Raw genomic sequence first — 23,279 nt, 5'->3', positions numbered from 1 at the left:
GGGCTCGTGGACTAAAGGGCTCGTGGACGGGCAGACGAGCCCGGGGCGCGAGCGGTGGAGGTGGACGTGATGACGGGGACCGACCGGGAGGGCCACGGCCCCGTCCGCTACGGGCCGCCCGCCCCCGACGCGGGGCTTCCCGTCCTGCCCGAGCTGAGCGCCGTCCTGGCCTCCGCCGCGGACGCGGCGGAGGGCGAGCCGCCGGGCGGCGGGCCGACGCTGCGGGAGGCGGCCTGCGGATACTGGTGGCGGCGCGGACTGCGCAGCCGCCCCGGTGAGGTCGTCGCCGCGTCCGGCGCGCAGTCACTGCTGTTCGCGCTGCTCGGCGCGTACGGCGGCGACGTGCTGCTGCCCCGTCCGTGCCCTGCCTGGTGGACCCCGCAGGTGCGGCTGCTCGGGCGCCCCGCCTACCACGTGCCCGTCCCCGCGGAGTGCGGTGGCGTGCCCGATCCGGTGGCGCTGCTCGAGACCGTACGCAGGGTGCGCCTGGAAGGCGGCCGGCCCCGGCTGCTCCTGCTGTCCGTCGCCGACGATCCGACCGCGACCGTCACCCCGCCGGAGATGCTGAGCGAGGTCTGCGAGGCGGCGGTCGGCGAGGGGCTGCACATCATCAGTGACGAGACCTGGCGCGACACCGTGCACGAGCCGCACGAGACGGTGCTGGTCAGTCCCGCCGAGATGTACGCGGAGCAGGTGACGGTCATGAGCGACCTCGCAGGCGCGCTCCTTCCGTCGTCCTGGCCGGTCTCCGTCGCCCGCTTTCCTCAGGGGGAGCGGGGCGCGGCCCGGCGGGCCAGGACCCTCGACATCCTCACCGCCCTCGGCGCCGTCGTCCCCGCGCCGGTCGCCGCCGCCGCGGCGCACGCGCTCGACGAACCCCCGGAGATCACCGAACGGGCGTCGGAAGCGGTCGCGCTGCACGCGCGGACGGCGGCCGCCGTGCACCGCACGGTGGTGGAGGCCGGCGCGGTCTCCCGGCCCCCGCAGGCCGGTCGGCACCTCTACGCCGATCTGGGCCCGCTGCGCGGCCGCCTCGCCGAGCTGGGGGTCAGCGATTCCATGGAGCTGGAGGAGTATCTGTCCGAGCGCCTCGGCATGCGGGTGCCCGGCGGGCACCGGTTCGGCGACGAACTGGGCGCCCTGCACGTCAGGCTGGACACCGCGCCCTTCCTGGGGGCCACCGCCGAGCAGCGGCTCGAGTCGCTCGCCTCTCCGGAGCCGCTGGAACTGCCGCATGTCGTACAGGCGTTGGAGAATCTGCGATCGGTCTTCGCCGGCCTCCGCTGAGGGCACGTCCGCCGCCGTGGCGCAGCCAGCAGTCCGGCCCGTAGGGAAGGTCGGTGGCCGGCGGTCGGTCCGGCCCGTGGGGAAGGCCGGTGGCCGGCGGTCAGGCGGGTCGGCTGTCGGAGCCGTACGCCGTCCGCAGTCTGCGCCAGACGGCCGGCGCCCCGCTGATCACCAGCGTCAGCGCGACCGCGGCGACGACTCCCTGCCACGGCTCGGCGAACAGCGAACCGCCCACGATGCCGATCAGCCCGTAGGTCGCGGCCCACGCCAGGCAGGCCGGGACGTCACCGCGTACGAAGCGGCGCAGCGGCATTCTGGCCAGCAGGCACGCCAGCATGATCGGAACGCGTCCGGCGGGCACCAGCCGCGAGAGGACCAGCACCGTCACGCCGTGCTCGTCCAGCTTGCGCTGTGCCTGCTCCAGCCGGTCGGGTGCGGCGCGGTCGCGCAGGGCGGCGAGCCAGCGTGAACCGTTCCGCGAGCGGACCCCGCGCCGTCCGAGCCAGTACAGGGTGACGTCGCCCAGGAACGCGGCCGCGGAGGCGAGAAGGAAGACGTACAGCAGCGCGAGCGGCGCCATCTGGTGGAAGGCCACCACGGCGGCGGAGGAGACCACGGCCCCGGTCGGCACGACCGGGACCAGCGCGCCCAGCACGACCAGCAGGAACAGAGATGGATAGCCCACGGCCTGCTGGGTCGACTCGGGAGGCAGTTGGCGCACCAGCTCCGACAACTGTCCGAGCGCCTCGGTGAGCTGTGTCCTCACCGCGTCTCCTCCGGCCGTATCCGTTCGCAGTGTGCGAGCCGGTGCACCGTCACCTTCGGAGCCAGCAGCGCCGCCTTGCGCGCGAACTCGTCCCCGGGGGCGTAGAACTCGTGCGGCCGGATGCCGTCCATCCCGATCGGCCAGTACGTGCCGTAGTGGACGGGCACGGCCGCCCGCGGCGCGAGCGTGGCCGCGGCCTGCGCCGCGCGGCCCGCGTCCAGATGACCGTGGCCGAGATACGGGCCCCAGCCGCCGACCGGCAGCAGAGCCACGTCGACGGGGCCGACCTCTTCCGCCATCGAGTCGAACAGGCCCGTGTCACCCGCGAAATACGTGTGCGACTCGCCGCTGACGACGAAGCCGAGCGCCGGTGAGCGGTGCGGCCCGAGCGGCAGCCGGCGCCCGTCGTGCATCGCCGGCACGGCCCGTACGAGAAGCTCGCCCACCCGCACCTCGTCGCCCGGTCCGACCTCGGTGACCCGCAGGGCGGCCCTGCGGACGACCCGGCCGAGCCGCGGCACCGAACGGGCCGCACCGCGCGGCAGGACCAGGCGCGTGCCGGGCGCCAGGCGGGCGAGCGACGCGAGATGCAGATGGTCGGAGTGCAGATGGGAGACGAGGACCACGTCGGCGACGGCGGCCCGCGGCGGCGGCAGTTCACCGCGGCGTCTGCGCAGATGGGCGAGGCGCCGCACGAACAGCGGGTCGGTCAGCACCCGGACCCCGGAGTCCTCGATCGTGCAGGTGGCATGACCCCACCAGGTGACCTCCACCGGCACGCGACGCCTCCTCCTTCGAACCCCCCGTACCGTACGAGCCTAGGGCCTTCGCCGGCGGTCCGGGCCGGTGCGGCCACCCCGCCGGAGCCGGCTTCGCGCTGTGCCACGCTGGAGTCCTGCTCGAAGGGTGAGGTGAAGGGGCGTGGGCGAAGGGCGGTGGCGCAGGGCCGGCAGCGCCGTCGTGCGAGTGGCTGTCGTGTGGGCGGTCTCGACGCTGACGATGCTGGCGCTGGCCGGACTGCTGCCGGACTTCCGGCTCCAGTCCGACGACGGCGACAGTGCCACCCGCACCGCGGTCACGGCGGCCTCGGGTGCGGGCGCGTTCGGTCTTCTCACGGGTCTCGTCTGGCCCGTGGTGGTGCGGGCCCTGCTGCTCGTACCCGCGCTGGTGCTGGGCCTGCTGGTGTTCTTCCTCAACGGCTCGCTGCTGCTGATCGCCCTGTGGATCGTTCCCGACGGACGCGGCACGGCCAACCCGGAGACGGCGGTGGTGGTCGCGGCCGTGATGTCGGCGGTCGCCTCCGCCACGTCCACGGCGCTCGCCGTCCGTGACGACAACGCCTACCGGCGAAGGCTGTACCGGCTCGCCCACCGCCGTGGGCGCGGCAGCGCCGGTCAGGACCGGCCGGGCCCGCCGGGCACCGTCTTCCTGCAGCTCGACGGCGTCGGCTACGAGGTGCTGCGCGGCGCGGCGGAGAGCGGTGCGATGCCGACCGTGGCCCGCTGGCTGGGCGCCACGCACCGGCTCACGCCCTGGCGCACCGACTGGTCGAGCCAGACCGGTGCGAGTCAGCTCGGCATCCTGCACGGCTCGAACCACGACGTGCCCGCGTTCCGCTGGTACGAGAAGGACACCCGCCGGATCGTGGTGAGCAACCGCCCGGCGAGCGCCGGGGAGCTCCAGCGGCGGGCGATCGAGCTGACCGGCGACGGCGGGCTGCTGACGGTGGACGGGGCGAGCCGCGGCAACCTGTTCAGCGGTGGCGCGGACCAGCTCGCCCTGGTGCTGTCGATGGCGGCCCGGCGCGGCAGGGCGAACCGTTCGCGGGCCGGCTATTTCGCGTACTTCTCCGATCCGGCCAACGCGGTCCGCACCGCGCTGTCCTTCGTCGCGGAGGTCGGCCGTGAGATCGGCCAGTCGACCAGGGCCAGAGTCCGCGGGGACACGCCCCGCGTCGGGCGTGGCGGTCTGTATCCCTTCATCCGGGCGTTCGCCACCGTCGTCGAGCGCGATGTGGTGGTCGCCGCCGTGATGGGGGACATGCTCGCCGGACGCCGGGCCGTCTACGCCGACCTGGTCGCCTACGACGAGGTGGCCCACCACTCCGGGCCGCACAGCGGGGACGCCTTCGCGGTGCTGGAGCGGCTGGACCGTTCCATCGCCCTGATCGCCAAGGTCGCGGAGCACGCGCCCCGTGACTACCGGATCGTGCTTCTCTCCGACCACGGCCAGAGCCCGGGGGACACCTTCGAGGGCGCGTACGGGCTGACGCTGAAGGATCTGGTGCGGGCGGGCTGCGGGCTGCCGGTGCCGCGGCGGGCCGAGCGGTCCAAGAGCGGCGCGGAGGCACGCGACGCGGCCCGCGACGCGCTGCGGACCGCGCTGCACCGGCAGCCGGCCGGGGACGGGGAGGAACGTCCGGCGTCGGGCTCCGACCCGATCGTGCTCGCCTCGGGGAACCTGGCCCTGATCTCGTTCCCCGACGTGCCGTACCGCATGAGCCAGGAGGAGATCCGGCGCCGCCACCCGGCGCTGCTGCCGACGCTCGCCAACCATCCGGGCATCGGCTTCCTGCTGGTGCGCAGCGAGGTGTACGGCTCCGTGGTGCTCGGCGCGGACGGCGCGGAGGTGCCCGTCGACGCGCTGAAGGACGACGACGGGCCGCTGGCCGGTTTCGGGCCGGGCGCGGCCGACGCCGTGCGCCGCACCGACTCGTTCCCGCACGTCGCGGACATCATGGTCAACTCGATGCACGATCCGAGGACGGGGGTGGTGCACGCCTTCGAGGAGCAGATCGGGTCGCACGGAGGGCTCGGCGGGGAGCAGTCGCAGGCGTTTCTGCTGTCGCCGTTCGACCTGTCCCCGCCGGTCCCGCCGGGGGTCGATCTGATCGGCGCGGAACACGTGCACAGGGTGCTGCGCCGCTGGCTGCGGGAGGGGGAGGGGCCCCAGATCCCCCTCGGGCCGGTGCAGGTTTCCCGGTCGGAACGTGAAACGGAAGAAGAAATTCCGGTTGATGGTGGAGTCGTGCCGGACAAAAACGGGTGATTTTGTACGGCCTCGCCCGTGCCGGAACATGTCCCGGTCCCCGACATCGCCGCGCATCCGGAAGAGGCCGCACACCCCATGACCACCCACGCACCACAGAACAGGCATGCCCGCAGGTTCGGGCTGCCCGTCGCCACGGCCCTGGTCATGGGCAACATCATCGGCGGCGGCATCTTCCTGCTCCCCGCCTCCGTCGCCCCGTTCGGCACCATCAGCCTGGTCGCGTTCGTGATCCTCACCGCCGGAGCGATCGCACTCGCCCTCGTCTTCGGCCGGCTCGCGGAACGGCACCCCAGGACCGGCGGCCCGTACGTCTACGCCCGCGAGGCGTTCGGCGACTTCGCCGGCTTCCTCGCGGCCTGGTCGTACTGGATCACCACCTGGGTCTCCAACGCGGCCCTCGCCGTCGCCGCCGTGGGCTACCTCGACGTGCTGATACCCGTCCGGCACTCCACGGCGGCCACCATCGCCGCCGCGCTGGTCCTGCAGTGGCTGCCCGCGCTCGCGAACCTGGCGGGCACCCGCTACGTCGGCGCCGTCCAGCTCGTGTCCACCGTTCTGAAGTTCGTGCCACTGCTGCTCGTCGCCGTCGGCGGGCTGTTCTTCTTCGACACCGACAACCTCGGCCCCTTCCAGGCCGGTGACCACAGCGCGGCCGGAGCGGTCTCCGCGGCGGCCGCCATCCTGCTCTTCAGCTACCTGGGCGTGGAGTCCGCCGCGGTCAGCGCCGGCGAGGTCAAGGACCCCGCGCGCAACGTCGGCCGGGCCACCGTCCTCGGCACCGCCGCGGCCGCCGGCATCTACCTCCTCGGCACGCTCGCCGTCTTCGGCACCGTCGCCCACGACGAGCTGGTCGGCTCCGGCGCACCCTTCAGCGACGCCGTCAACTCCATGTTCGGCGGCAGCTGGGGAGGCACCGTCGTCGCCCTGGCGGCCCTGGTCTCCATGGTCGGAGCCCTCAACGGCTGGACCCTGCTCAGCGCCCAGACCCCGTACGCGGCGGCGAAGGACGGCCTGTTCCCGCAGGTGTTCGCCACCAAGCGGCGCGGTGTGCCGACCGTCGGCGTCCTCGTCACGGTCGTCCTGGCGTCGCTGCTGACCGTCTACAACTACACCGCGGGATCCCAGCGGGTCTTCGAGATCCTGGTCCTGGTCACGACCTTCACCGCCACCGTGCCCTACCTGTTGGCGACCGCCGCCCAGATCTACTACCTGCTGTCCGGCCGGGCGGACCGGGTGGACCGGCGGCGCCTCGTGCGCGACGGGGTGCTCGCTGCCGCGGCCTTCGGATTCTCGATGTGGCTGGTCGCCGGCTCCGGCTACGCGGCCGTCTACCAGGGGGTGCTGTTCCTCTTCGCCGGTGTGCTGGTGTACGCCTGGATGTCGGCCCGCAGGACCAGGGCCGCAGGGACCGAGGAGAGTGGCACGTGCGCGCAGTCGTATTCGACGAGTTCGGTGGAAGGCCGGTAGTACGCGAGGTCCCGGACCCAAAGCCGTCGCCCGACGGCGTCGTCGTCCGGGTCGGGGCGACGGGGCTGTGCCGCAGCGACTGGCACGGCTGGATGGGCCACGACGAAGGCATAGCCACTCCGCACGTCCCCGGTCACGAACTGGCGGGCGTGGTCCACGCCGTCGGCCCGGACGTCGTCCGCTGGAGCCCCGGCGACCGGGTGACCGTGCCGTTCATCTGCGCCTGCGGACGCTGCGCCGCCTGCGCCGACGGCAACCAGCAGGTCTGCGAGCGCCAGGAGCAGCCGGGATTCACGCACTGGGGCTCCTTCGCCGAGTACGTTCCGCTCCGCCACGCGGACACCAACCTGGTGGCGCTGCCGGAGACCATGTCGTTCACCACCGCCGCGAGCCTCGGCTGCCGCTTCGCCACCGCCTTCCGTGCGGTGGCCGGCCAGGGGCGGGTGCGGCCGGGGGAGTGGGTCGCGGTGCACGGCTGCGGCGGCGTGGGCCTCTCCGCGGTGATGATCGCCGCGGCCTGCGGGGCCCGGGTCGTCGCCGTGGACGTCTCGCCGGGCGCGCTGGAACTGGCCCGTACCTTCGGCGCCGAGGTCTGCCTGGACGCCTCCGGGCTCGGCGAGGGTGAGGCGGGCGCGGCCGTGCGTGATCTGACCGGCGGCGGCGCCCACCTCTCACTGGACGCGCTGGGCGCGCCGGTGACCTGCGTGAACTCCGTACAGAGCCTGCGCAGGCAGGGCCGGCACGTCCAGGTCGGCCTCCTCCCGTCGGGTGTCGGGCTGCCCATGGACCGGGTCGTCGCCCTCGAGCTGGAGATCCTCGGCAGCCACGGCATGGCGGCCCACGCCTACCCCGAGATGATGGCCATGGTCGCCTCCGGCGCCCTGCGGCCCGACCTCCTGGTCACCAAGGAGATAGGCCTCGACGCCGTACCGGAGGCACTGACGGCGCTCGGGACCGCGTCCGGCACGGGCGTCACGGTGATCGTCCCCGGCGCCTGACCGCCGTTACCTCCGGCGTAATCCGGATTCCCCCTGCCTGCATGGTGTTCGGCCTGGTCAACCGGCAGAGGCAGTGATGCGTTTCAGGGAGGGGGAGCCATAAGGGCAGCCACGTTGCCCTGAATCAGGCATTCGCTGGGCCGTCAGCGGACGGGGACTCGTCGGACTTGAAGATGTTTCCATGCCTTCAGCTCCCTCCTTGATGACCGGGCGGAGTTGCTTGCGGTAGACGCGTTCGGTCACTGCTGTGCCGCTGCGGCCGACGACGAGGGCGATGACCGCCAATCGGGATGCCGTGATCGGACACCCCGCGGTGTGCGGCGGACGGTGTATGACATGCCGCTGGCGGCGTAATGGGGGTTTGGCCCGTCTGGCGGGATAACGCTGTGTTGCGTCGCATGACGGGTGCAGCCCGGGGGTGCATACATCACGCGAGTGGCCTCTGAGCGGATCCACTGAAAGGAGCCGGACATGGTCGAGGGTTCTGCAGGGCTGGCCGGACTGCTTGCCGTGGCAGAGGCAAGGATGCCCGTTGAGTCGGCCGAGGCGGTCGCTTTCGCGTTGGCGAGGAGCCTGGACGCGCGATCCGTGTCCTTCCTGATCACTGACTTCACCGGCAACGCCGTCGTGCGTCTGAGCAACGCCGACGCCGCCGAGGAACGGGAGCACATCAAGTTGCCTGGCACCATCTATGAACAGGTACTGCGCGACCAGCGGGTGTCCGTCCGCCCACCCCCGGAGGACGACGGGCAGGTCCAGATCGTGGCCCCGGTGACCAACCGCGGGGACGCCATCGGGCTTCTTGAAGTCCTCCTCCCTGAAGCCCCCGAACTCGCAACTGTGCAGACAATCGCCGAAGCGGCCCATGCTCTGGCCTACATCCTCATCGCCAATCGCCGTTTCACCGACCTGTACCAGTGGGGTCGCCGCACCCTCCCGGTGAACCTGGCCGCCGAGATCCAGAACACTCTCCTTCCCGACAGCCTCACCTGCGAAGCACCGCAGTTCACGATCTCCGGCGAGCTGATCCCGGCCGAGACGATCGCCGGCGACACCTTCGATCACTCCCTCGACCGACACACCCTTCATGTGTCCATCACCGATGCCATGGGCCACAACGTCCGTGCCGCTCTCATGGCCACCCTGCTTGTCGGCGCTCTGCGCAGTGCCCGGCGCAGTGGAGCCGACCTCGCCGAACAGGCCCGGCAGGCCCATCAGGCCCTGCTCGACCACGGCGTCCTCGGCCCATTGGTCACCGGCCAGCTCTTGCGCATCGACCTGCAGACGGGAAGCGCCGATTTCGTCAACGCCGGCCACCCCTGGCCCTGGCGCCTGCGCGGGGGACGCCTCGATCACATCACTCCCAACATCGATCCGCCCTTCGGCGCCCCCCTGCCGCACCCGCACCGCGTCCAGTCCCTCCAGCTGCAACCAGGTGACCGCCTCATCCTGGTCACCGATGGCATGCTCGAGCGCAACGCCGCCGCCGATGACCTTCCCGCCCTGATCAAGGCCACCCGCGATCTGCATCCTCGCCAGGCCGTTCACGCGCTCACCCAGGCCGTCCTACATGCCCAACAAGGTGTCCTGCACGACGACGCCACCGTGGTCTGCCTGGACTGGCGAGGCACCCGGGACTAGGCACTGATTCTCGGATCGCCTGACGTGGGTGGGATGTTGGGGTCAGAGGGCCGTACGTTCGCCAGTTCAGCGCTCGAACCGTCCATGAACGATCGCAGCTTCCCAAGCTGATGGCCTACCGCCGGCATCTCAGCGGCCGGCTTCCCTTCGCCGCATGCCGGACCGATCATGGGGTCATGGTGTCAAGCATCGTCGTTCAGTACACCGATCTCCTGCGGACCAGCGACTACGACCTGTGGAGCCGGTTGCGGGAGCTTTTGAAAGCCCAGGGACTTGATCCGGACCGAACGATCGTCGTCGACCTCTTGCAGGAGGGTCCCGATCACGAGGACGGCCGGGTGATTTCCGAGGAAGGCAGGGTCTACAAGTTCACTCTCTACTATGACCAGGCAGCAGAGCACGGCGCGCGTAGCGCCCGCCTCGACCGCTGGACCGACATAACGGATTCTTGGCGGTGCGGATCGCTGGCTACCCGAACAGCGGACGCTTTCGCTCGGATGTCATCGCCCGAAAGCCTCGCCTGAATTGCTTCGAACCGAACAGGCCGCCGTGCCACAGCCGTGCCAGATGCAGGGGTCAGCGTGTCCGCCGGCTCGGTGCTCGAAGCGGCAAATCACTTGGGTTGGCTCCCGCTGGATGTCGTCCTGTCCGCTGCCGCATTACTTCCGGCGTAATCGACCTCCCCATGGGGCGCAGGGCAGTCTGTGAGCACCGGGACCCGGGCGGCGCACTCCGTCCGGGCTCCGGGCCCACGACCAGCCCAGCAATCTCGACGGAGGCCGATCCGCCATGTCCGCAACCCTGCTCGCCGGCATCTCCCGCACCACCGAGCCGCTGACCATGCTGCGCCGGTTCCTCGCCGCCGACGCCGCCGTGACCGGCGCCAACGGCCTTGCCTACGCGGTCGCTTCGGCACCGCTCGGGCGGCTCCTCGGAGTCGACGGCACCCTCCTGCTCGGCCTCGGTCTCTTCCTGACCGCCTACGCGGCGTGCGTCGGCCTGCTCGCCGCCCGCCCCCGGCCGCCGAGGACCGCCGTCACGCTGGTCGTCGACACGAACATCCTGTGGTCGGTGCTCAGCATCGCCGCCCTCCTGCTGTGGCTGGATCCCACCGCCGCAGGCGCAGCCTGGACCGTGATCCAGGCGCTGACCGTCGCCGGCTTCGCCGTCGCCCAGTGGTCCGCGCTGCGCGCCACCGCTACGGAGTGAGCGACTGGAGGTACTTCACCGTCGCCGGGTCGGCCGGGAGCAGCGTCTCGATGGCCAGCTCGGCGACGGTCACGTCCATGGGCGTGTTGAAGGTCGAGATCGACGACACGAAGGAGAGGACGTGGCCCTCGTGCTCGATCCGCAGCGGCAGCGCGAAGTACGGGAACGGCGTTTCCCCCGCCTCGCTCTCGTCCTCGCGCGGGCCCGTGTGCGCGTCGTCGCCGGCCTCCAAAAGCGGATAGGCGGCGACCTCGTCGTACACCGCGCGCAGCGCGTCGGAGCGGGCCAGCGCGATCTGCCGCTCCATCTGGGCCAGGAGATGGGCGCGCCACTGGCGCAGATTGCGGATCCGGGGCGCGAGGCCCTCGGGGTGCAGCGTGATCCGCATGGCGTTCAGCGGCGGGGCGAGAAGGTGCTCCGGCAGGCTGTCGAGCAGCATCGCGATCCCCCGGTTCGCGGCGAGCACGTTGTACGCGGCGTCGACGATCAGCGCGGGGTAGGGCTCGTAGCCGTTCAGGAGCTGCTCCATGCCCTCCCGCAGTGCCACCATCGCCGGGTCCCCCAGCGGGGTCTCCGCGTACCGGGGGGCGTAACCCGCCGCCAGCAGAAGGGAGTTGCGTTCCCGCACCGGGACGTCGAGATGCTCGGCGAGGCGCAGGACCATGTCCTCGCTGGGGCGGGAGCGGCCCGTCTCGACGAAGCTGATGTGGCGGGCGGAGGAGCCCGCGCGCAGGGCCAGTTCGAGCTGGCTCAACCGCCGGCGCTCGCGCCAGCCGCGCAGCAGCGGCCCTACTCCCGTACCGGACGCGACAGTTGTCATACCCAGACCGTAGTACGCCGGCCACCGGTGACCCACCCGTCGGCCCACGGGGAGCCGGCCCGGCGGGGCGGCCGGTTCAGCCCCGGGCGTTGCCCAGCAGTGCCGCGAGGGCCCGTTCGATGTCGAGGGCCGCCGCCTCGTTGCCGGCCGGTACGGTCGCGTACGAGCGGACCAGGAACCGGCGCAGGCCGGCCGTGTCGAGTTGGAGCAGCGCGACGCCCTCGGGCGACCGCAGTTCGATCATGGTCTGCACGCGTCCGCAGGGCCAGACGTGCACATCGCCGTCGCCGGCCGGTGCGCGCAGCCCGGCGTCGAGCAGGCTGCGGGCGAAGGTCCAGGTCACGCCGGTGTCGTTCAGGCAGGCCTCCGGGGGGAAGACCATGCGGACGGCGAACGGGTCGGTGTCGCAGTAGCGCAGAACCACCGGCACGGCCAGGGAGTGGGGCGCATCGCTGATGAGACGGGCCCGGACGGATTGCTCGATGGTCGATGACATCGCTCGCTCCTCTGCTGCTGTGCGGTTCCGCTCTCGTGCACGTACGTCCTCGCGGGTGGGTGGGGCCCGCGAGCGACGCCAGTGGCGCGTGTGACCTGCATCACCAAGACTGAAACGATTGAGCCAGGATGGCTAGGGTTTTGCGCCACCGCATATCCGTGTAATTCGGACCGCCGACGGGTTACGGGCGGGTATCCCGCAGGGCGGATCCGTGCGGCGCCGACCGGAAGCGCGGCAGGCGGGGAAGGGGAGGCCCCGGCCGGACGGGGGTTTCCGGCCGGGGCAGTCACTGGGCGTGGTTCGAACGGCGGTCGTCGCCGGGCGGCGCGCTCCTCGGGAGAGTCGGTCCGACGGTCATCCCGGTGCGCAGATGGCGAGGTCCGGGGACTGTGTCCCCTTCACATCCACGTGTAGGTGAACGATAAACCATCGAACGGCGTTCCGTGGCATCCCCGGCCCTGGTTGTGACGAGTGTTACTCGGCGTTACCCCGGTGGCTTCCGGCCCGCGGCCCGCTCGCCGCGCGCCCCCGGCTCACTCGCCGCCCCGGGCGACCACGGAGCCCAGTACCTGCGGCAGCGGGTACCAGTCGGCGGACACCACGCTCGCGTGCCGCCCCGCCAGCAGTGCCACGCGGTCGCGGGCCTGCTGTTCCGTCGGGTTCGTCCCGTCGATCGCGGGCGCGACGCCGTGCGCGTCCGTCATGACGACGAGGTAGTGGTTGCGGTCGTACCAGGAGGTGTCGACCGACCCGCCCGCGTAGACCCCCGCGTCCCCGTCGAACACGACGAACCACGGCCGGATCGAGGCGTCCGCGTACCGGCTGCGCGGATCGCCCGCCGCGGCGTGGTGCACGGCGGGGAACGCGCCCGCCTCGCCGAGGCGGCCCGCCGCCCGCAGGTCGCGCAGATGCGTCGCGTACTCCCGGTCGGTCCACAGCGAGTCGAACGGGTTGTCCTCCTCGAGCGTGCCCGGGATCAACTCGACCACGAACTTCCCGGCCAGCGCGGAACGGGCGGGCCAGCCGTCCGCCCGCACGGCGGTGTCCAGATCCGGGTGCCCGCCGGCCAGGTCCGCCGGCCGGTACAGGGCGTCACCGAGCCGCGCCTTCAGCAGGGCGTCGAGCGCCGCCGGACCGCGGCCCTGCTTGCCCTGGAAGCCGTCCTTGAGCTCCAGCTTGATCAGGATCGGCCGATGGCCCGGGTGCGCGTCGTGCCAGGCCCGCATGTCGGCGAGGCAGCCGCCCAGGTCCTGGTTGCGGGACTTCGCGCGCAGCTCGGCGGCGACGGCGGCGTTCACGCAGTTGTTGTCGTTGCCCACCGGATTGCTGTGCGACACCCGCCACGATCTGCCGAAGGCGTTGGTCCACACGTCGATCTCGAGCATCGCCGCGCCCGAGTCGAGCGCGTCCGCGAAGTACGGGTACGTGGACTTCTCGTAGGCGTTGTGGACGCCCACGCCGGTGGTGGCGGAGTAGGGCAGCTGCCCGGTGTCCGCCGGGCCGGTGGTGGACGCCTGCGCCGGAGCGGGCGCCGCGGCGAGCAGCGCGGCCGCGACAGCCGTCGTCGTAGCGGCGCGAGAGAACGTGCCCATGGGGCCCCTGTCTGTGCGTCGGTCGGTCAAATCGACGGAACATTAGGGGAGTTGGGTGAACCGTGGGGAGACTGAACCCGGCCGTTGCGGATGCCTCCGGTGCGCGGTGCGGGCGGCCGCCGCGGGCCGACCGGCCGGGGCGCGGCGCCGGGGTGCGTGCGTCGCCCGGCCGGGGCACGATGGCCGCATGCTGCTCGCCCGCGTCGCCGAAGTGTCCCGTGAGGTGGCCGCCACATCGGCCCGTTCGCGCAAGATCGCCGCGCTGGCGGACCTCTTCGAGGAGGCCTGGCCCGAGGATGTCGCCCTGGTGATCTCGTACCTGGCCGGGCGGGTGCCCCAGGGCCGTATCGGGATCGGCTGGAGCGTCCTCAAGGAGTCCGTGCCGCCCGCCGCCGTGCCGTCCCTCACCGTCGGCGGGACGGACGCCGCGCTCGCGGCGCTCGCCCAGGTCTCCGGCCCCGGCGCCCAGGCGGAACGCCGCGCCCGCGTGCACCGGCTGATGTCGGCGGCCACCGCCGAGGAGCAGGAGTTCCTCGTACGGCTCCTCACCGGCGAGGTCCGTCAGGGCGCCCTGGACGCCGTCGCGCTGGAGGCCGTCGCGAAGGCCGCGGGGGCTGCCTCGGCGGACGTGCGCCGCGCCGTCATGCTGGAGGGGTCACTGCCGCGCGTCGCCGCGGCGCTGCTCGCCGGAGGCCCGGCGGCACTCGAGCAGTTCCGGCTGCGGGTCGGCAACCCCGTGCAGCCCATGCTCGCCCACAGCGCGAAATCCGTGACCGAGGCCGTCGGGGCCCTCGGCGCCGCCTGTGTCGTCGAGGAGAAACTCGACGGCATCCGCGTGCAGGTGCACCGCGACGGGACCGATGTCCGGATCTTCACCAGGTCCCTCGACGACATCACGGACCGGCTGCCCGAAGTGGCCCAGCAGACACGGGAGATGACGGGCGACCGGTTCATCCTCGACGGGGAGGTCATCGCGATGGCCGCCGACGGCAGGCCCGTCCCCTTCCAGGACATCGCCTCCCGCGTGGGCTCGCGCCTCGACGTCGAAGCGGCCCGCACCACCCTGCCGCTCTACCCGGTGTACTTCGACGTCCTCGCCGCCGACGGGGAGCCGGCGCTCGACCTGCCGGGCCGTGAACGGCACCGGATCCTCGCCCGGCTCGTCCCTGAACCGACGCGGGTGCGGCGCACGGTCGTCGAGGATCCGTCCGATCCCGCACAGGTCGCCGCCGCGGAGGAGTTCTTCACCGCGACCCTGGACCTGGGGCACGAGGGTGTCCTCGTCAAGGCCCTGGACGCGCCGTACAGCGCCGGCCGCCGCGGCCGCTCGTGGCTCAAGGTCAAGCCGGTCCACACCCTCGACCTGGTGGTCCTGGCCGTCGAACGGGGCCACGGCCGGCGCACCGGACTGCTCTCCAACCTCCACCTCGGCGCCCGGTCGCCCGACGGGGGCTTCGTGATGCTCGGCAAGACCTTCAAGGGCCTCACCGACGAGATGCTGCGCCGGCAGACGGAGATGCTCGGGGAACTGGCCGTCGAGGACGACGGGTTCACCGTGCGCGTCCGGCCGGAACTGGTCGTGGAGGTCGCCTACGACGGGCTCCAGCGGTCCACCCGCTACCCGGCGGGCGTCGCCCTGAGGTTCGCGCGGGTGCTGCGCCACCGGCCGGACAAGTCCGCCGAGGAGGCCGACACGATCGAACAGGTCCTGGCCGCCGGCCGCTGATCCGCGCCCGGCGCCGGAACCCGCTCGCCCGGCAGCTCGCCCGGCAGCGTGCTCGGTGCCAGGACCTGCTCGCGCCGCCCGGCGGCGCGCCCACTGGCGGGAAACCTGTTCGCGGCCGCGTACGGCCCCGCTGTTCAGCGCAGGCCGAGCACCTTGTCGGCGAAGGCCCACAGATTGCCCGTGGTCCGTTCGACCTGCTCCTCCAGCGTGAGGTTCTCCTCGTAGCGTCCGTGGCGCAGCTTCGGCTGCCTCTTGCCGCGGATGTACAGCGAGCAGGCCAGATCGGCGCACAGATACGTGCCGACCGTGTTCCCCTCCCGGCCCGCCGCGCCGGCCAGCGGCGCCGCGAACAGGGTCACCCCCGACGAGGCGTGAGCGGTGAGGCACGCCTGGCACATGCTCGACTTCACCGCACTGGTCCGTCCGGTGGACGGGACACGGAGCGTGATGCCGACCGGTCCGTCCTCCCGCGGCAGCACCAGATGCGCCTTCAGCGGTGCCCCTGGATCGACCCAGCCCAGGAAGTCCAGGTCGGGCCAGGAGAGTTCGGCGAAGTCGGCGGGCAGGCGCATACGCGTCGCCTCACCCTTGGTGCAGTTCACGAAGGAGGCACGGATCTGTTTGTCGGTCAATGGTTCCACTCGGTGGAACGTACACAGCGTGGCTCGTGCAGGCACCCGATTTATCGGGCATCGGATCTATGGTGTTCCCGTCCGCCGCCCCCTGCCGGAAGGATCCTGGCCATGCCCACAGAGCCGCTGTCGCAGAAGGAGATCGAGGACCGGCTCCGGGAGCTTCCCGGCTGGTCCCTGGAAGGCGACAGGATCGCCCGCTCCTACCGCCTCGACTCGCACTTCGCGGCGACCGCCCTGGTCGTCCACATCGCCCAGATCCAGGAGGAGCTGAACCACCACTCCGACCTCACCCTCGGCTACAACACGGTCGCCCTGACCGTCCAGTCGCACGACGTGAACGCCCTGACCGAACGCGACTTCGCATTGGCCGAACGGGTCGAGGGGATCGCCCCGGCCCACGGGGCGAACTAGGGCCTCTCGTTTGGATCAGGCCGCGAAAAGGGGCAGCCGTCCGCCCGCCGGTCGGGCATGCTCCCGGTCATGCTCGATTACGACGGTGAGGCCGAGACGTACGACGCCACCCGCGGTGGCGTGCCCAGGGCGGAGGCCGCCGCCGCGGCGGTCCTCGGCCTGGTGCCGGAGCGGGCGGGCACGCTGCTCGACATCGGCTGCGGCACCGGTCTGGTGACCGAGCGGCTGCGCCGCCCGGGGCTGCTGGTGCTCGGCTGCGACGGTTCGTACGGAATGGCCCGCAAGGCCACGGGCCGCATCGGCGGCGCCGTGGTCCTCGGCGACGTACGGCGGCTCCCGCTGCGCGACGCGGCCGTGGACGCGGTCAGCGCCGTGTGGCTGCTGCACCTCGTGCCCCGGTCCGCGGCGGTCGTCGCTGAGGCCGCCCGGGTGCTCAGGCCCGGCGGGGTGTTCGTCACCACGGTCGACAAGGACGCCGGTCACGACGTGGACAGCGACATCGACACCGTCCTGCGCCCCCATCGCTCCTTCGCCGCCGCCTCCGACCGCGCCGAAAGGATCGAGGAGTGCGCCGCGGCGCACGGCCTGCGGCCCGCGGGCGGCGCGCGGTTCACCGGACACGGCCAGGGCCGCACACCCCGGGGCGCAGCCACCGCCCTGGCCGCGGGACGCTTCCGCTCCTGGTTCGCCGACAGGGACGGCGCGACGGCCCGCGCGCTCGCCGCTGACCTGGCGCTGCTGCCCGGCCAGGACAGCCGCCGCCCCGACCCGTCGTACACCCTGCGGGCGTTCCGCAAGGAAGGCTGACGCGGCCGGCGGTCCCGCACGCCGTCGCCGGTGTCGTCGGCAGGTGTCGAGGCCGTGCCGGCATACGCGTCCGTCTACGCTGGTGGCCATGGACGCTCTCGCCGGACTTCTGGACGGGCCGCGGGCCAGGGGGGCTTTTCTGCTGCGCATGGTGATGGAGCCGCCGTGGTCCGTGCACATCGACGACGAGGCCCCGCTCTGTCTCATGTGCGTCACCCAGGGGGAGTCGTGGATCGCCCCGGCCTCCGGCGAACCGGTGCTGCTGCGGCCCGGCGACGTGGCGATCGCACGCGGACCGGAGCCCTACACGGTCTCCCACGCGCCCGGTGCCGAGCCGCAGGCGAGGATCGGACCCGGCGGCACGTGCCACACCCTCCAGGGGGAACCGCTCGCCCAGGCCATGCGGCTCGGCGTGCGGACCTGGGGCAACGCGCCCGACGGCTCGACCTCCATGCTGATCGGCACCTACCAGATGAAGGGCGAGGTCAGCGGCCGGCTGCTGGACGCGCTGCCGCCGCTGCTGCACCTGTCGGCCGAGGTGTGGAACCACCCGCTGACGACCGTGCTCGACGAGGAGATCGCCCGTGACGACCCCGGCCAGAGCGTGGTCCTCGACCGGGTGCTGGACCTGCTGCTGATCGCGGTGCTGCGCACGTGGTTCTCCCGCCCGGACGCGGAGGCCCCCGCCTGGTACCGGGCCATGGGCGACCCCGTGGTCGGACAGGCGCTGCGGCTGATCCAGGACGGCCCGGCCCGCCCCTGGACCGTCGCGACGCTGGCCGCCGAGTGCGGGGTCTCCCGGGCGGCGCTCGCCCGGCGCTTCAACGACCTCGTGGGCGAGCCCCCGATGGCGTACCTCACCGGCTGGCGGCTCGCGCTCGCCGCCGACCTGCTGCGCGAGAGCGACGCGACGGTGGAGGCGGTGGCCAGGAAGGTCGGCTACAGCGGCTCGTTCGCGCTGAGCGCCGCCTTCAAGCGGGTTCGCGGCATCAGCCCGCAGGAGCACCGAACGGGTGGCGCTTTGCCGGAACGGCAACAAAGCTCGCCATAATCGCAGGTTCCGGTCCACTCTGTGGCCATGAGCCATCACCACGACTCCACACACATCGACTGGGACGAGCACGCGCAGCTGCTCGAGCAGGGCGCGGAGCTGCAGAGCCCCATGTACCGGCAGACGGCCGACTGGCTGCGCGAGCTTGTGCCGGTGGGCGGCGTCCGGCGCGTACTCGACATCGGAAGCGGACCGGGAGTGATCACCGGGCTGCTGGCGGAGGCGTTCCCGTACGCCGAGGTCGTCGCCGTGGACGCCGCCGAGCCGCTGCTGGAACGGGCACAGGCACGTGCCGCCCGCAACGGCCAGGCCGACCGCGTCCGTACGCATCGCGCCGAACTGCCCGACGGCATCGAGGATCTGGGGGAGGCAGACCTCGTCTGGGCGGCAGGATCCGTGCACCACCTGGGTGACCAGCGCGCCGCGCTCGGGGCCCTGGGCCGCCTGGTGCGGCCGGGCGGCCTGGTCGCCGTCATCGAGGGCGGGCTGCCGGCCCGCCATCTGCCGCGCGACATCGGGATCGGCAGGCCCGGTCTGGAGAGCCGGCTCGGCGCCGCCGTCGACGAGTGGTTCGTGCGGATGCGGGCGGAGCTGCCCGGCGTGAAGGACGAGGTCGAGGACTGGCGGGCACTGCTCGCCGCGTCGGGGCTGACGCCGAGCGGCACGCGCTCCTTCCTCCTCGACATCCCGGCGCCCGCGCCGGCGGCCGTCCGTGCGCAACTGGTGTCCGCCTTCGCGTGGCAGCGCCGGATGGTCGAGGGCGTGCTGCCGGACGAGGACCTCGCGATCCTGGACCGGCTGCTCGACCCCGAGGACCCGGAAGGACTGCTGCGGCGGTCCGACGCGTACATGCTGTCCGCGCGCACCGTGTTCACGGCCCGCAAGAACTGACCGGACAGGGAGCGCACCGGACGCGGGGCCTCGGGAACGCGGAACGCGACCCGGACCCCCGCTCCGGCCCCGTCAGGAGTGCACCGGCTCCAACCGCCACCACTGGCCGGGGGAGTCGGTGTCCTCCCACTGCTGGACGTTCGCCCCGTCCTCGCTCGAACCGCCGGCCACCTCCAGCAGCAGTCCGCTGATGAAGCTGACGATGGTCACCGTGCCCGGCGAGTCGAGATGCTGTTCGATGATCCACTCCTGGGCGCCGAAGTTGTTCGCCTTCCACTGCTGGACGTTGGCGCCGTTCTCCGTCGAGGCGTTCGCCACGTCGAGGCGCTTGCCGCCGGCCACGTTGACGAAGTGGTACAGCCCGTTGCCGTTCGGCACGGGATCGATACGCCACTGCTGGGCGGGCGAACCGTTGTCCTTGCCCTGCTGGACGTTGACACCGCTGCCGCCGCGCCCCCCGAACACCTCCAGCAGCAGCCCGCTGCCGACGTTGCGCACCAGGTAGATCCCTGGCTCAAGTGGCCTGTTCACGCTCCCCGCCTCCCGTCCGGCGCCTCCGGGTGGGAGGCGGGGATCATCGTCGCACCCGCCACCGACAGCGGCCCGCCACGGCGGCGCCCCGACGTGCGACAGCGAACGGCGGGCCGGTTCCCCGGCCCGCCGCTCGCTGTTCTCGAGAGCTCATCGTGTCCGTGGCGCGGGCCGGTCAGGAGTTGACGTCCGCCGGGTCGGGACCGAGCCGCCGGCCCTCGTCCAGGGCGGTGAACGCCGCCAGGTCGTCCGCGTCGAGTTCGAAGTCGAACACGTCGATGTTCTCCTGGATCCGGGACGGGGTCACGGACTTGGGGATGACCACGTTCCCGACCTGGAGGTGCCAGCGCAGCACCACCTGGGCGGGTGTGCGGTCGTGCTTGCGGGCGACCGCGACGACCGTGGGCGCCTGGAGGAGGTCCTTGCCCTGCCCGAGCGGTGACCAGGCCTCGGTGGCGATGCCGTGCTTCGTGTGGAAGTCCTTGAGCCCGGACTGCTGGAGCTGCGGGTGCAGCTCCACCTGGTTCACGGCGGGGACGACGGACGTCTCGCCGATGAGGCGCTCGAGGTCCTCGACGCGGAAGTTGGACACGCCGATGGCCTTGGCGCGGCCGTCGGCGAGGATCTTCTCGAAGGCCTTGTACGTGTCCACGTAGGTGTCCCTGGCCGGCATCGGCCAGTGGATGAGGTACAGGTCGACGTAGTCGAGGCCGAGCTTGCCGAGCGATTCGTCGAAGGCGCGCAGGGTCGAGTCGTACCCCTGCTCGGAGTTCCACAGCTTGGTGGTGACGAACAGCTCCTCGCGGGCGATCCCGGAGCCGGTGACGGCCTTGCCGGTGCCCGCTTCGTTCCCGTAGATGGCGGCGGTGTCGATGCTGCGGTAGCCCGCCTCCAGGGCGGTGGTGACCGTCTGCGCCGCTTCGCCGTCGGGCACCTGCCAGACACCGAAGCCGAGTTGCGGCATCGCGACGCCGTTGTTGAGGGTGATGAAGGGGACCTTGCTCACGAGCGGTCGATCCTTACGTCGTCGGTTGGGTACTCCCATGGTCAACGATCATCCCGGTGGACGCATTCCCGCCGTCGAAGTTGGCGCGATACCGACCCGTCGTCCTCGGTCCAGACCATTGACCGCGACCCGTCAACGCGGGACTCTGCTTCAGATGGCTGAACGACGCACACCGACATGAACCTTGGTGCGGCGTGCGTCGCTCGGCGGAACCCCCGCCCCCCACCTCTCAGGGGTCGTCGCGCTCCGGTCGCGGGACACGACACCGGTCGCCCGGCTGCCTCTTCCGCAGGGAAGGACCACCGACATGAACGCATCCCGCAGGGCGGTGCTCGGCGCGGCACTCGGCGGCGCGGTCGCGGCCGGACTGCCCGCGACCCCCGCGAGCGCCGCCTCCTGGCAACTGCGCTGGTCGCCCTCCGCGAGCCGCGACGGGCTCCGGGCCTTCGAGACGATCGAGGACGACCGGGCAGGCTCGCACCCGTCCGGCGCGCCCCACATCCGTACCGAGGGCGACAACTTCCGCTTCACCATGCACACGTCCGACCGTGACACGCACACCGACCGGCAGCGCCAGGAGGTCACCGGCTGCCGCGACGGCGACTCGTACCTCCGCTGGACGTCCGGGCAGACCTGGCGGATCACCTACTCGATGTTCCTGCCCAGCTCGCTCAAGGCGACCACGACCTTCACCCACATCATGCAGATGAAGCAGCCCGGCACCGGCACCTCCCCGATCCTCGTCCAGTCGCTGCGGCGCGTCGGCGGCGTGCAGACCATCGAGCTCAAGGTGTTCACCGGTGACGTCCTCGTCGGCCGTACCGACCTCGGACCGCTCCACGACAAGTGGACCGACGTCGACCTCCGGATGAAGATCGGCAACGGCACGTCCGGCACCGTGCGCTGGATCCTCAAGAGCGGCGGCGCCACGGTGATCGACACGTCCAAGTCGGGCGTCGACACCTTCCTCGCCGACCGGGTCCGCCCCAAGTGGGGCATCTACCGCTCGCTCGGGGACACATCCGGCTCGCTCCAGAACTGCCACATGCTGCTGACCCGTATGCGGGCCTACCAGCTCGTCTGAGGCCCGCTCAGCCGTAGAGGGCGTCGACCTCGGCGGAGTAGGCGTTCTCGATCGCCTTCCGCTTCAGCTTCAGCGACGGCGTCAGCAGCCCGTGCTCCTCGCTGAAGGGATGCGCCAGGATCCGGAACGTACGGATCGACTCGGACTTGGAGACCAGGGTGTTCGCGGCGACCACCGCGCGGCGGATCTCCATCTCCAGGTCCGGGTCGCGCACCATCTCCGCGGGCGGCAGCAGCGGCCTGCCCTGGATGGCCAGCCAGTGCTCGACCGACTCCTGGTCGAGGGTGACGAGCGCCGCGATGTAGGGCCGGTCGTTGCCGACGACGATGCACTGCGCCACCAGAGGGTGCGCGCGCACCCGCTCCTCCAGGCCGGCGGGCGACACGCTCTTGCCGCCCGAGGTCACCAGGATCTCCTTCTTCCGCCCGGTGATGGTCAGATAGCCGTCCTCGTCGAGCGCGCCCAGGTCGCCGGTGGCGAGCCAGCCGTCGTGCAGCACGGCGTCGGTGGCCTTCGGGTCGCCCAGGTATCCCTGGAAGATGTTCCCCCCGTGCAGCCACACCTCGCCGTCCTCGGCGATGTGCACGGTCGTGCCGGGGATGGGCAGGCCGACGGTGCCGTAACGGGTGCGCTCGGGCGGGTTGGCGGTGGCGGCGGCCGTCGACTCGGTGAGTCCGTAGCCCTCGAAGATGGTGACGCCGGCGCCCTCGAAGAAGAGACCGAGCCGCCGGTCCATGCCGGACCCGCCGGACATCGCGTGGCGCACCCGGCCGCCCATCGCGTCGCGGACCTTCCCGTACACCAGTTTCTCGAAGAGCTGGTGCTGCATCCGCAGACCCGCGGACGGGCCCGGGCCGAGACCGAAGGCCCGGTGCTCCAGAGCCTCCGCGTACCGCACGGCCACCTCGACCGCCTTGTCGAAGGCGCCCGCCTTGCCGGCGCTCTCCGCCTTGCGGCGGGCGGCGTTGAAGACCTTCTCGAAGATGTACGGGACGGCCAGGATGAACGACGGCCGGAAAGCGGCCAGGTCGGGCAACAGCGCGCTCGCCTGGAGCACCGGCTGGTGGCCCAGTTTGACCCGCCCGCGAATCGCGGCCACCTCGACCATCCGGCCGAAGACGTGCGACAGCGGCAGGAACAGCAGGGTGGAGGCCTCGTCGCCCGGCTTGGAGTGGAACACCGGCTCCCACCGGCCGATCATCGTGTCCGCCTCGAACATGAAGTTGGAGTGGGTGATCACGCAGCCTTTGGGGCGGCCCGTGGTGCCGGACGTGTAGATGATCGTGGCCACCGAGTCGGGCGTCACCGCCCGCCGGTGCCGGTGCACCACGTCGTCGTCGATGTGCGCGCCCGCCGCGACCAACTGCTCCACCGCGCCCGCGTCCAGCTGCCACAGCCGCTTCATCAGCGGCAGCCGGTCGATCACCGAGCCGATCGTCATGGCGTGGTCCTCGTACTCGACCATGCACGCGGAGACCTCGGAGTCGTGCAGCATCCAGAAGACCTGCTCGGCCGAGGATGTCGGGTACAGCGGCACGGACTGGGCCCCGACGGTCCACAGCGCGAAGTCGAACAGCGTCCACTCGTAGCGCGTACGGCACATCAGGGCGACCCGGTCGCCGAACCGCACGCCGTGCGCGAGCAGCCCTTTGGCCAGCGCCAGCACCTCGTCGCGGAACTGCGCCGACGTCACGTCCTGCCAGCGGCCCTCACTGTCCTTGCGGCCGAGCGCGACGTGGTCGGGGTCGTCGAGGGCATGGTCGAAGACCGCGTCCGCAAGTCCACCGACCTGAGGCGCCGCGGCCATGGG

The 23,279-nt window shown here is 71.9% G+C and carries 22 protein-coding genes; 13 read left to right on the top strand and 9 right to left on the bottom strand.

Going from position 1 to position 23,279, the window contains the following annotated elements; all coding sequences use genetic code 11:
* Positions 1 to 69: 69 nt before the first annotated feature.
* Complete coding sequence (locus tag AB0K36_RS08625; protein ID WP_364590209.1) at positions 70 to 1,287, top strand: aminotransferase class I/II-fold pyridoxal phosphate-dependent enzyme; 1,218 nt, start codon at positions 70 to 72, stop codon at positions 1,285 to 1,287.
* A gap of 100 nt (positions 1,288 to 1,387) precedes the next feature.
* Here AB0K36_RS08625 and AB0K36_RS08620 read toward each other — a convergent pair whose 3' ends face one another.
* Together AB0K36_RS08620 and AB0K36_RS08615 are read right to left on the bottom strand one after the other, a co-directional pair.
* Positions 1,388 to 2,053: a DedA family protein gene (locus tag AB0K36_RS08620; RefSeq protein WP_364590206.1), complete on the bottom strand. Its 666-nt coding sequence runs from the start codon at positions 2,051 to 2,053 to the stop codon at positions 1,388 to 1,390.
* Positions 2,050 to 2,832, bottom strand: coding sequence for an MBL fold metallo-hydrolase (locus AB0K36_RS08615; RefSeq protein WP_364590203.1), 783 nt, complete (start codon positions 2,830 to 2,832; stop codon positions 2,050 to 2,052). The genes AB0K36_RS08620 and AB0K36_RS08615 overlap by 4 nt, the downstream gene beginning before the upstream one ends.
* A 142-nt stretch (positions 2,833 to 2,974) precedes the next feature.
* On the opposite strand from AB0K36_RS08615, the gene AB0K36_RS08610 reads away from it, so the two are divergent.
* The 6 genes from AB0K36_RS08610 to AB0K36_RS08585 all read left to right on the top strand — a co-directional run bounded on the left by AB0K36_RS08610 (position 2,975) and on the right by AB0K36_RS08585 (position 10,419).
* The gene (locus AB0K36_RS08610; RefSeq protein ID WP_364590200.1) at positions 2,975 to 5,101 is read left to right on the top strand and encodes a phage holin family protein; all 2,127 of its coding nucleotides are present in this window, start codon (positions 2,975 to 2,977) and stop codon (positions 5,099 to 5,101) included.
* 78 nt (positions 5,102 to 5,179) lie between these two features.
* Positions 5,180 to 6,571 carry an amino acid permease gene (locus AB0K36_RS08605; protein ID WP_364590256.1) on the top strand — a complete coding sequence of 464 codons (1,392 nt, stop codon included), beginning with the start codon at positions 5,180 to 5,182 and terminating at the stop codon, positions 6,569 to 6,571.
* The gene (locus AB0K36_RS08600; RefSeq protein WP_364590197.1) at positions 6,529 to 7,569 is read left to right on the top strand and encodes a zinc-dependent alcohol dehydrogenase family protein; all 1,041 of its coding nucleotides are present in this window, start codon (positions 6,529 to 6,531) and stop codon (positions 7,567 to 7,569) included. The genes AB0K36_RS08605 and AB0K36_RS08600 overlap by 43 nt, the downstream gene beginning before the upstream one ends.
* A gap of 471 nt (positions 7,570 to 8,040) precedes the next feature.
* On the top strand, positions 8,041 to 9,210 hold the full coding sequence (locus tag AB0K36_RS08595) for a PP2C family protein-serine/threonine phosphatase (RefSeq protein ID WP_364590194.1): 1,170 nt from the start codon (positions 8,041 to 8,043) through the stop codon (positions 9,208 to 9,210).
* A 176-nt stretch (positions 9,211 to 9,386) separates the two neighbouring features.
* Positions 9,387 to 9,734 (top strand): hypothetical protein, encoded by a 348-nt coding sequence (locus tag AB0K36_RS08590; RefSeq protein ID WP_364590191.1) that lies wholly within the window; start codon positions 9,387 to 9,389, stop codon positions 9,732 to 9,734.
* Between the two features lie 265 nt (positions 9,735 to 9,999).
* On the top strand, positions 10,000 to 10,419 hold the full coding sequence (locus AB0K36_RS08585; protein ID WP_364590188.1) for a hypothetical protein: 420 nt from the start codon (positions 10,000 to 10,002) through the stop codon (positions 10,417 to 10,419).
* On the opposite strand, the gene AB0K36_RS08580 is transcribed toward AB0K36_RS08585, so the two are convergent.
* The 3 genes from AB0K36_RS08580 to AB0K36_RS08570 form a co-directional block, all read right to left on the bottom strand.
* On the bottom strand, positions 10,409 to 11,239 hold the full coding sequence (locus AB0K36_RS08580) for a helix-turn-helix domain-containing protein (protein ID WP_364590185.1): 831 nt from the start codon (positions 11,237 to 11,239) through the stop codon (positions 10,409 to 10,411). The genes AB0K36_RS08585 and AB0K36_RS08580 overlap by 11 nt on opposite strands.
* Before the next feature lie 76 nt (positions 11,240 to 11,315).
* Positions 11,316 to 11,735, bottom strand: coding sequence for an SsgA family sporulation/cell division regulator (locus AB0K36_RS08575; protein WP_364590183.1), 420 nt, complete (start codon positions 11,733 to 11,735; stop codon positions 11,316 to 11,318).
* A gap of 533 nt (positions 11,736 to 12,268) precedes the next feature.
* Complete coding sequence (locus tag AB0K36_RS08570) at positions 12,269 to 13,327, bottom strand: phosphatidylinositol-specific phospholipase C domain-containing protein (RefSeq protein ID WP_364590180.1); 1,059 nt, start codon at positions 13,325 to 13,327, stop codon at positions 12,269 to 12,271.
* Between the two features lie 187 nt (positions 13,328 to 13,514).
* Between AB0K36_RS08570 and AB0K36_RS08565 the strand changes: the two genes are divergently transcribed.
* Positions 13,515 to 15,053 (top strand): ATP-dependent DNA ligase, encoded by a 1,539-nt coding sequence (locus AB0K36_RS08565; protein WP_364590177.1) that lies wholly within the window; start codon positions 13,515 to 13,517, stop codon positions 15,051 to 15,053.
* Between the two features lie 134 nt (positions 15,054 to 15,187).
* Here AB0K36_RS08565 and AB0K36_RS08560 read toward each other — a convergent pair whose 3' ends face one another.
* Complete coding sequence (locus AB0K36_RS08560; protein ID WP_364590174.1) at positions 15,188 to 15,694, bottom strand: FBP domain-containing protein; 507 nt, start codon at positions 15,692 to 15,694, stop codon at positions 15,188 to 15,190.
* Between the two features lie 102 nt (positions 15,695 to 15,796).
* Between AB0K36_RS08560 and AB0K36_RS08555 the strand changes: the two genes are divergently transcribed.
* From AB0K36_RS08555 to AB0K36_RS08540, 4 genes are all read left to right on the top strand, one after another.
* Complete coding sequence (locus AB0K36_RS08555; RefSeq protein ID WP_364590171.1) at positions 15,797 to 16,099, top strand: 4a-hydroxytetrahydrobiopterin dehydratase; 303 nt, start codon at positions 15,797 to 15,799, stop codon at positions 16,097 to 16,099.
* A gap of 69 nt (positions 16,100 to 16,168) precedes the next feature.
* Positions 16,169 to 16,906 carry a class I SAM-dependent methyltransferase gene (locus tag AB0K36_RS08550; protein WP_364590168.1) on the top strand — a complete coding sequence of 246 codons (738 nt, stop codon included), beginning with the start codon at positions 16,169 to 16,171 and terminating at the stop codon, positions 16,904 to 16,906.
* A gap of 88 nt (positions 16,907 to 16,994) precedes the next feature.
* Entirely contained in the window at positions 16,995 to 17,957 is a 963-nt protein-coding gene (locus AB0K36_RS08545) for an AraC family transcriptional regulator (protein ID WP_364590165.1), read from the top strand.
* Positions 17,958 to 17,984: 27 nt separating this feature from the next.
* Entirely contained in the window at positions 17,985 to 18,848 is an 864-nt protein-coding gene (locus tag AB0K36_RS08540; protein WP_364590162.1) for a class I SAM-dependent methyltransferase, read from the top strand.
* A 72-nt stretch (positions 18,849 to 18,920) separates the two neighbouring features.
* Here the strand turns inward: AB0K36_RS08540 and AB0K36_RS08535 are convergent, their stop codons facing one another.
* The gene (locus tag AB0K36_RS08535) at positions 18,921 to 19,379 is read right to left on the bottom strand and encodes an RICIN domain-containing protein (protein ID WP_364590159.1); all 459 of its coding nucleotides are present in this window, start codon (positions 19,377 to 19,379) and stop codon (positions 18,921 to 18,923) included.
* Positions 19,380 to 19,554: 175 nt separating this feature from the next.
* Entirely contained in the window at positions 19,555 to 20,385 is an 831-nt protein-coding gene (locus AB0K36_RS08530) for an aldo/keto reductase (protein ID WP_364590156.1), read from the bottom strand.
* Between the two features lie 307 nt (positions 20,386 to 20,692).
* Here AB0K36_RS08530 and AB0K36_RS08525 point away from each other — a divergent pair, with 307 nt between their 5' ends.
* Complete coding sequence (locus AB0K36_RS08525; protein ID WP_364590153.1) at positions 20,693 to 21,469, top strand: Tat pathway signal sequence domain protein; 777 nt, start codon at positions 20,693 to 20,695, stop codon at positions 21,467 to 21,469.
* Between the two features lie 7 nt (positions 21,470 to 21,476).
* On the opposite strand, the gene AB0K36_RS08520 is transcribed toward AB0K36_RS08525, so the two are convergent.
* Positions 21,477 to 23,276, bottom strand: coding sequence for an AMP-dependent synthetase/ligase (locus AB0K36_RS08520; RefSeq protein WP_364590254.1), 1,800 nt, complete (start codon positions 23,274 to 23,276; stop codon positions 21,477 to 21,479).
* Positions 23,277 to 23,279: the final 3 nt, after the last annotated feature.

The sequence above is a fragment of the Streptomyces kurssanovii genome, assembly GCF_040677245.1.
GTDB lineage: Bacteria > Actinomycetota > Actinomycetes > Streptomycetales > Streptomycetaceae > Streptomyces > Streptomyces kurssanovii.
Note: the sequence above shows the minus strand (reverse complement) of the source record. Positions and strands in the feature narration are given on the sequence as shown.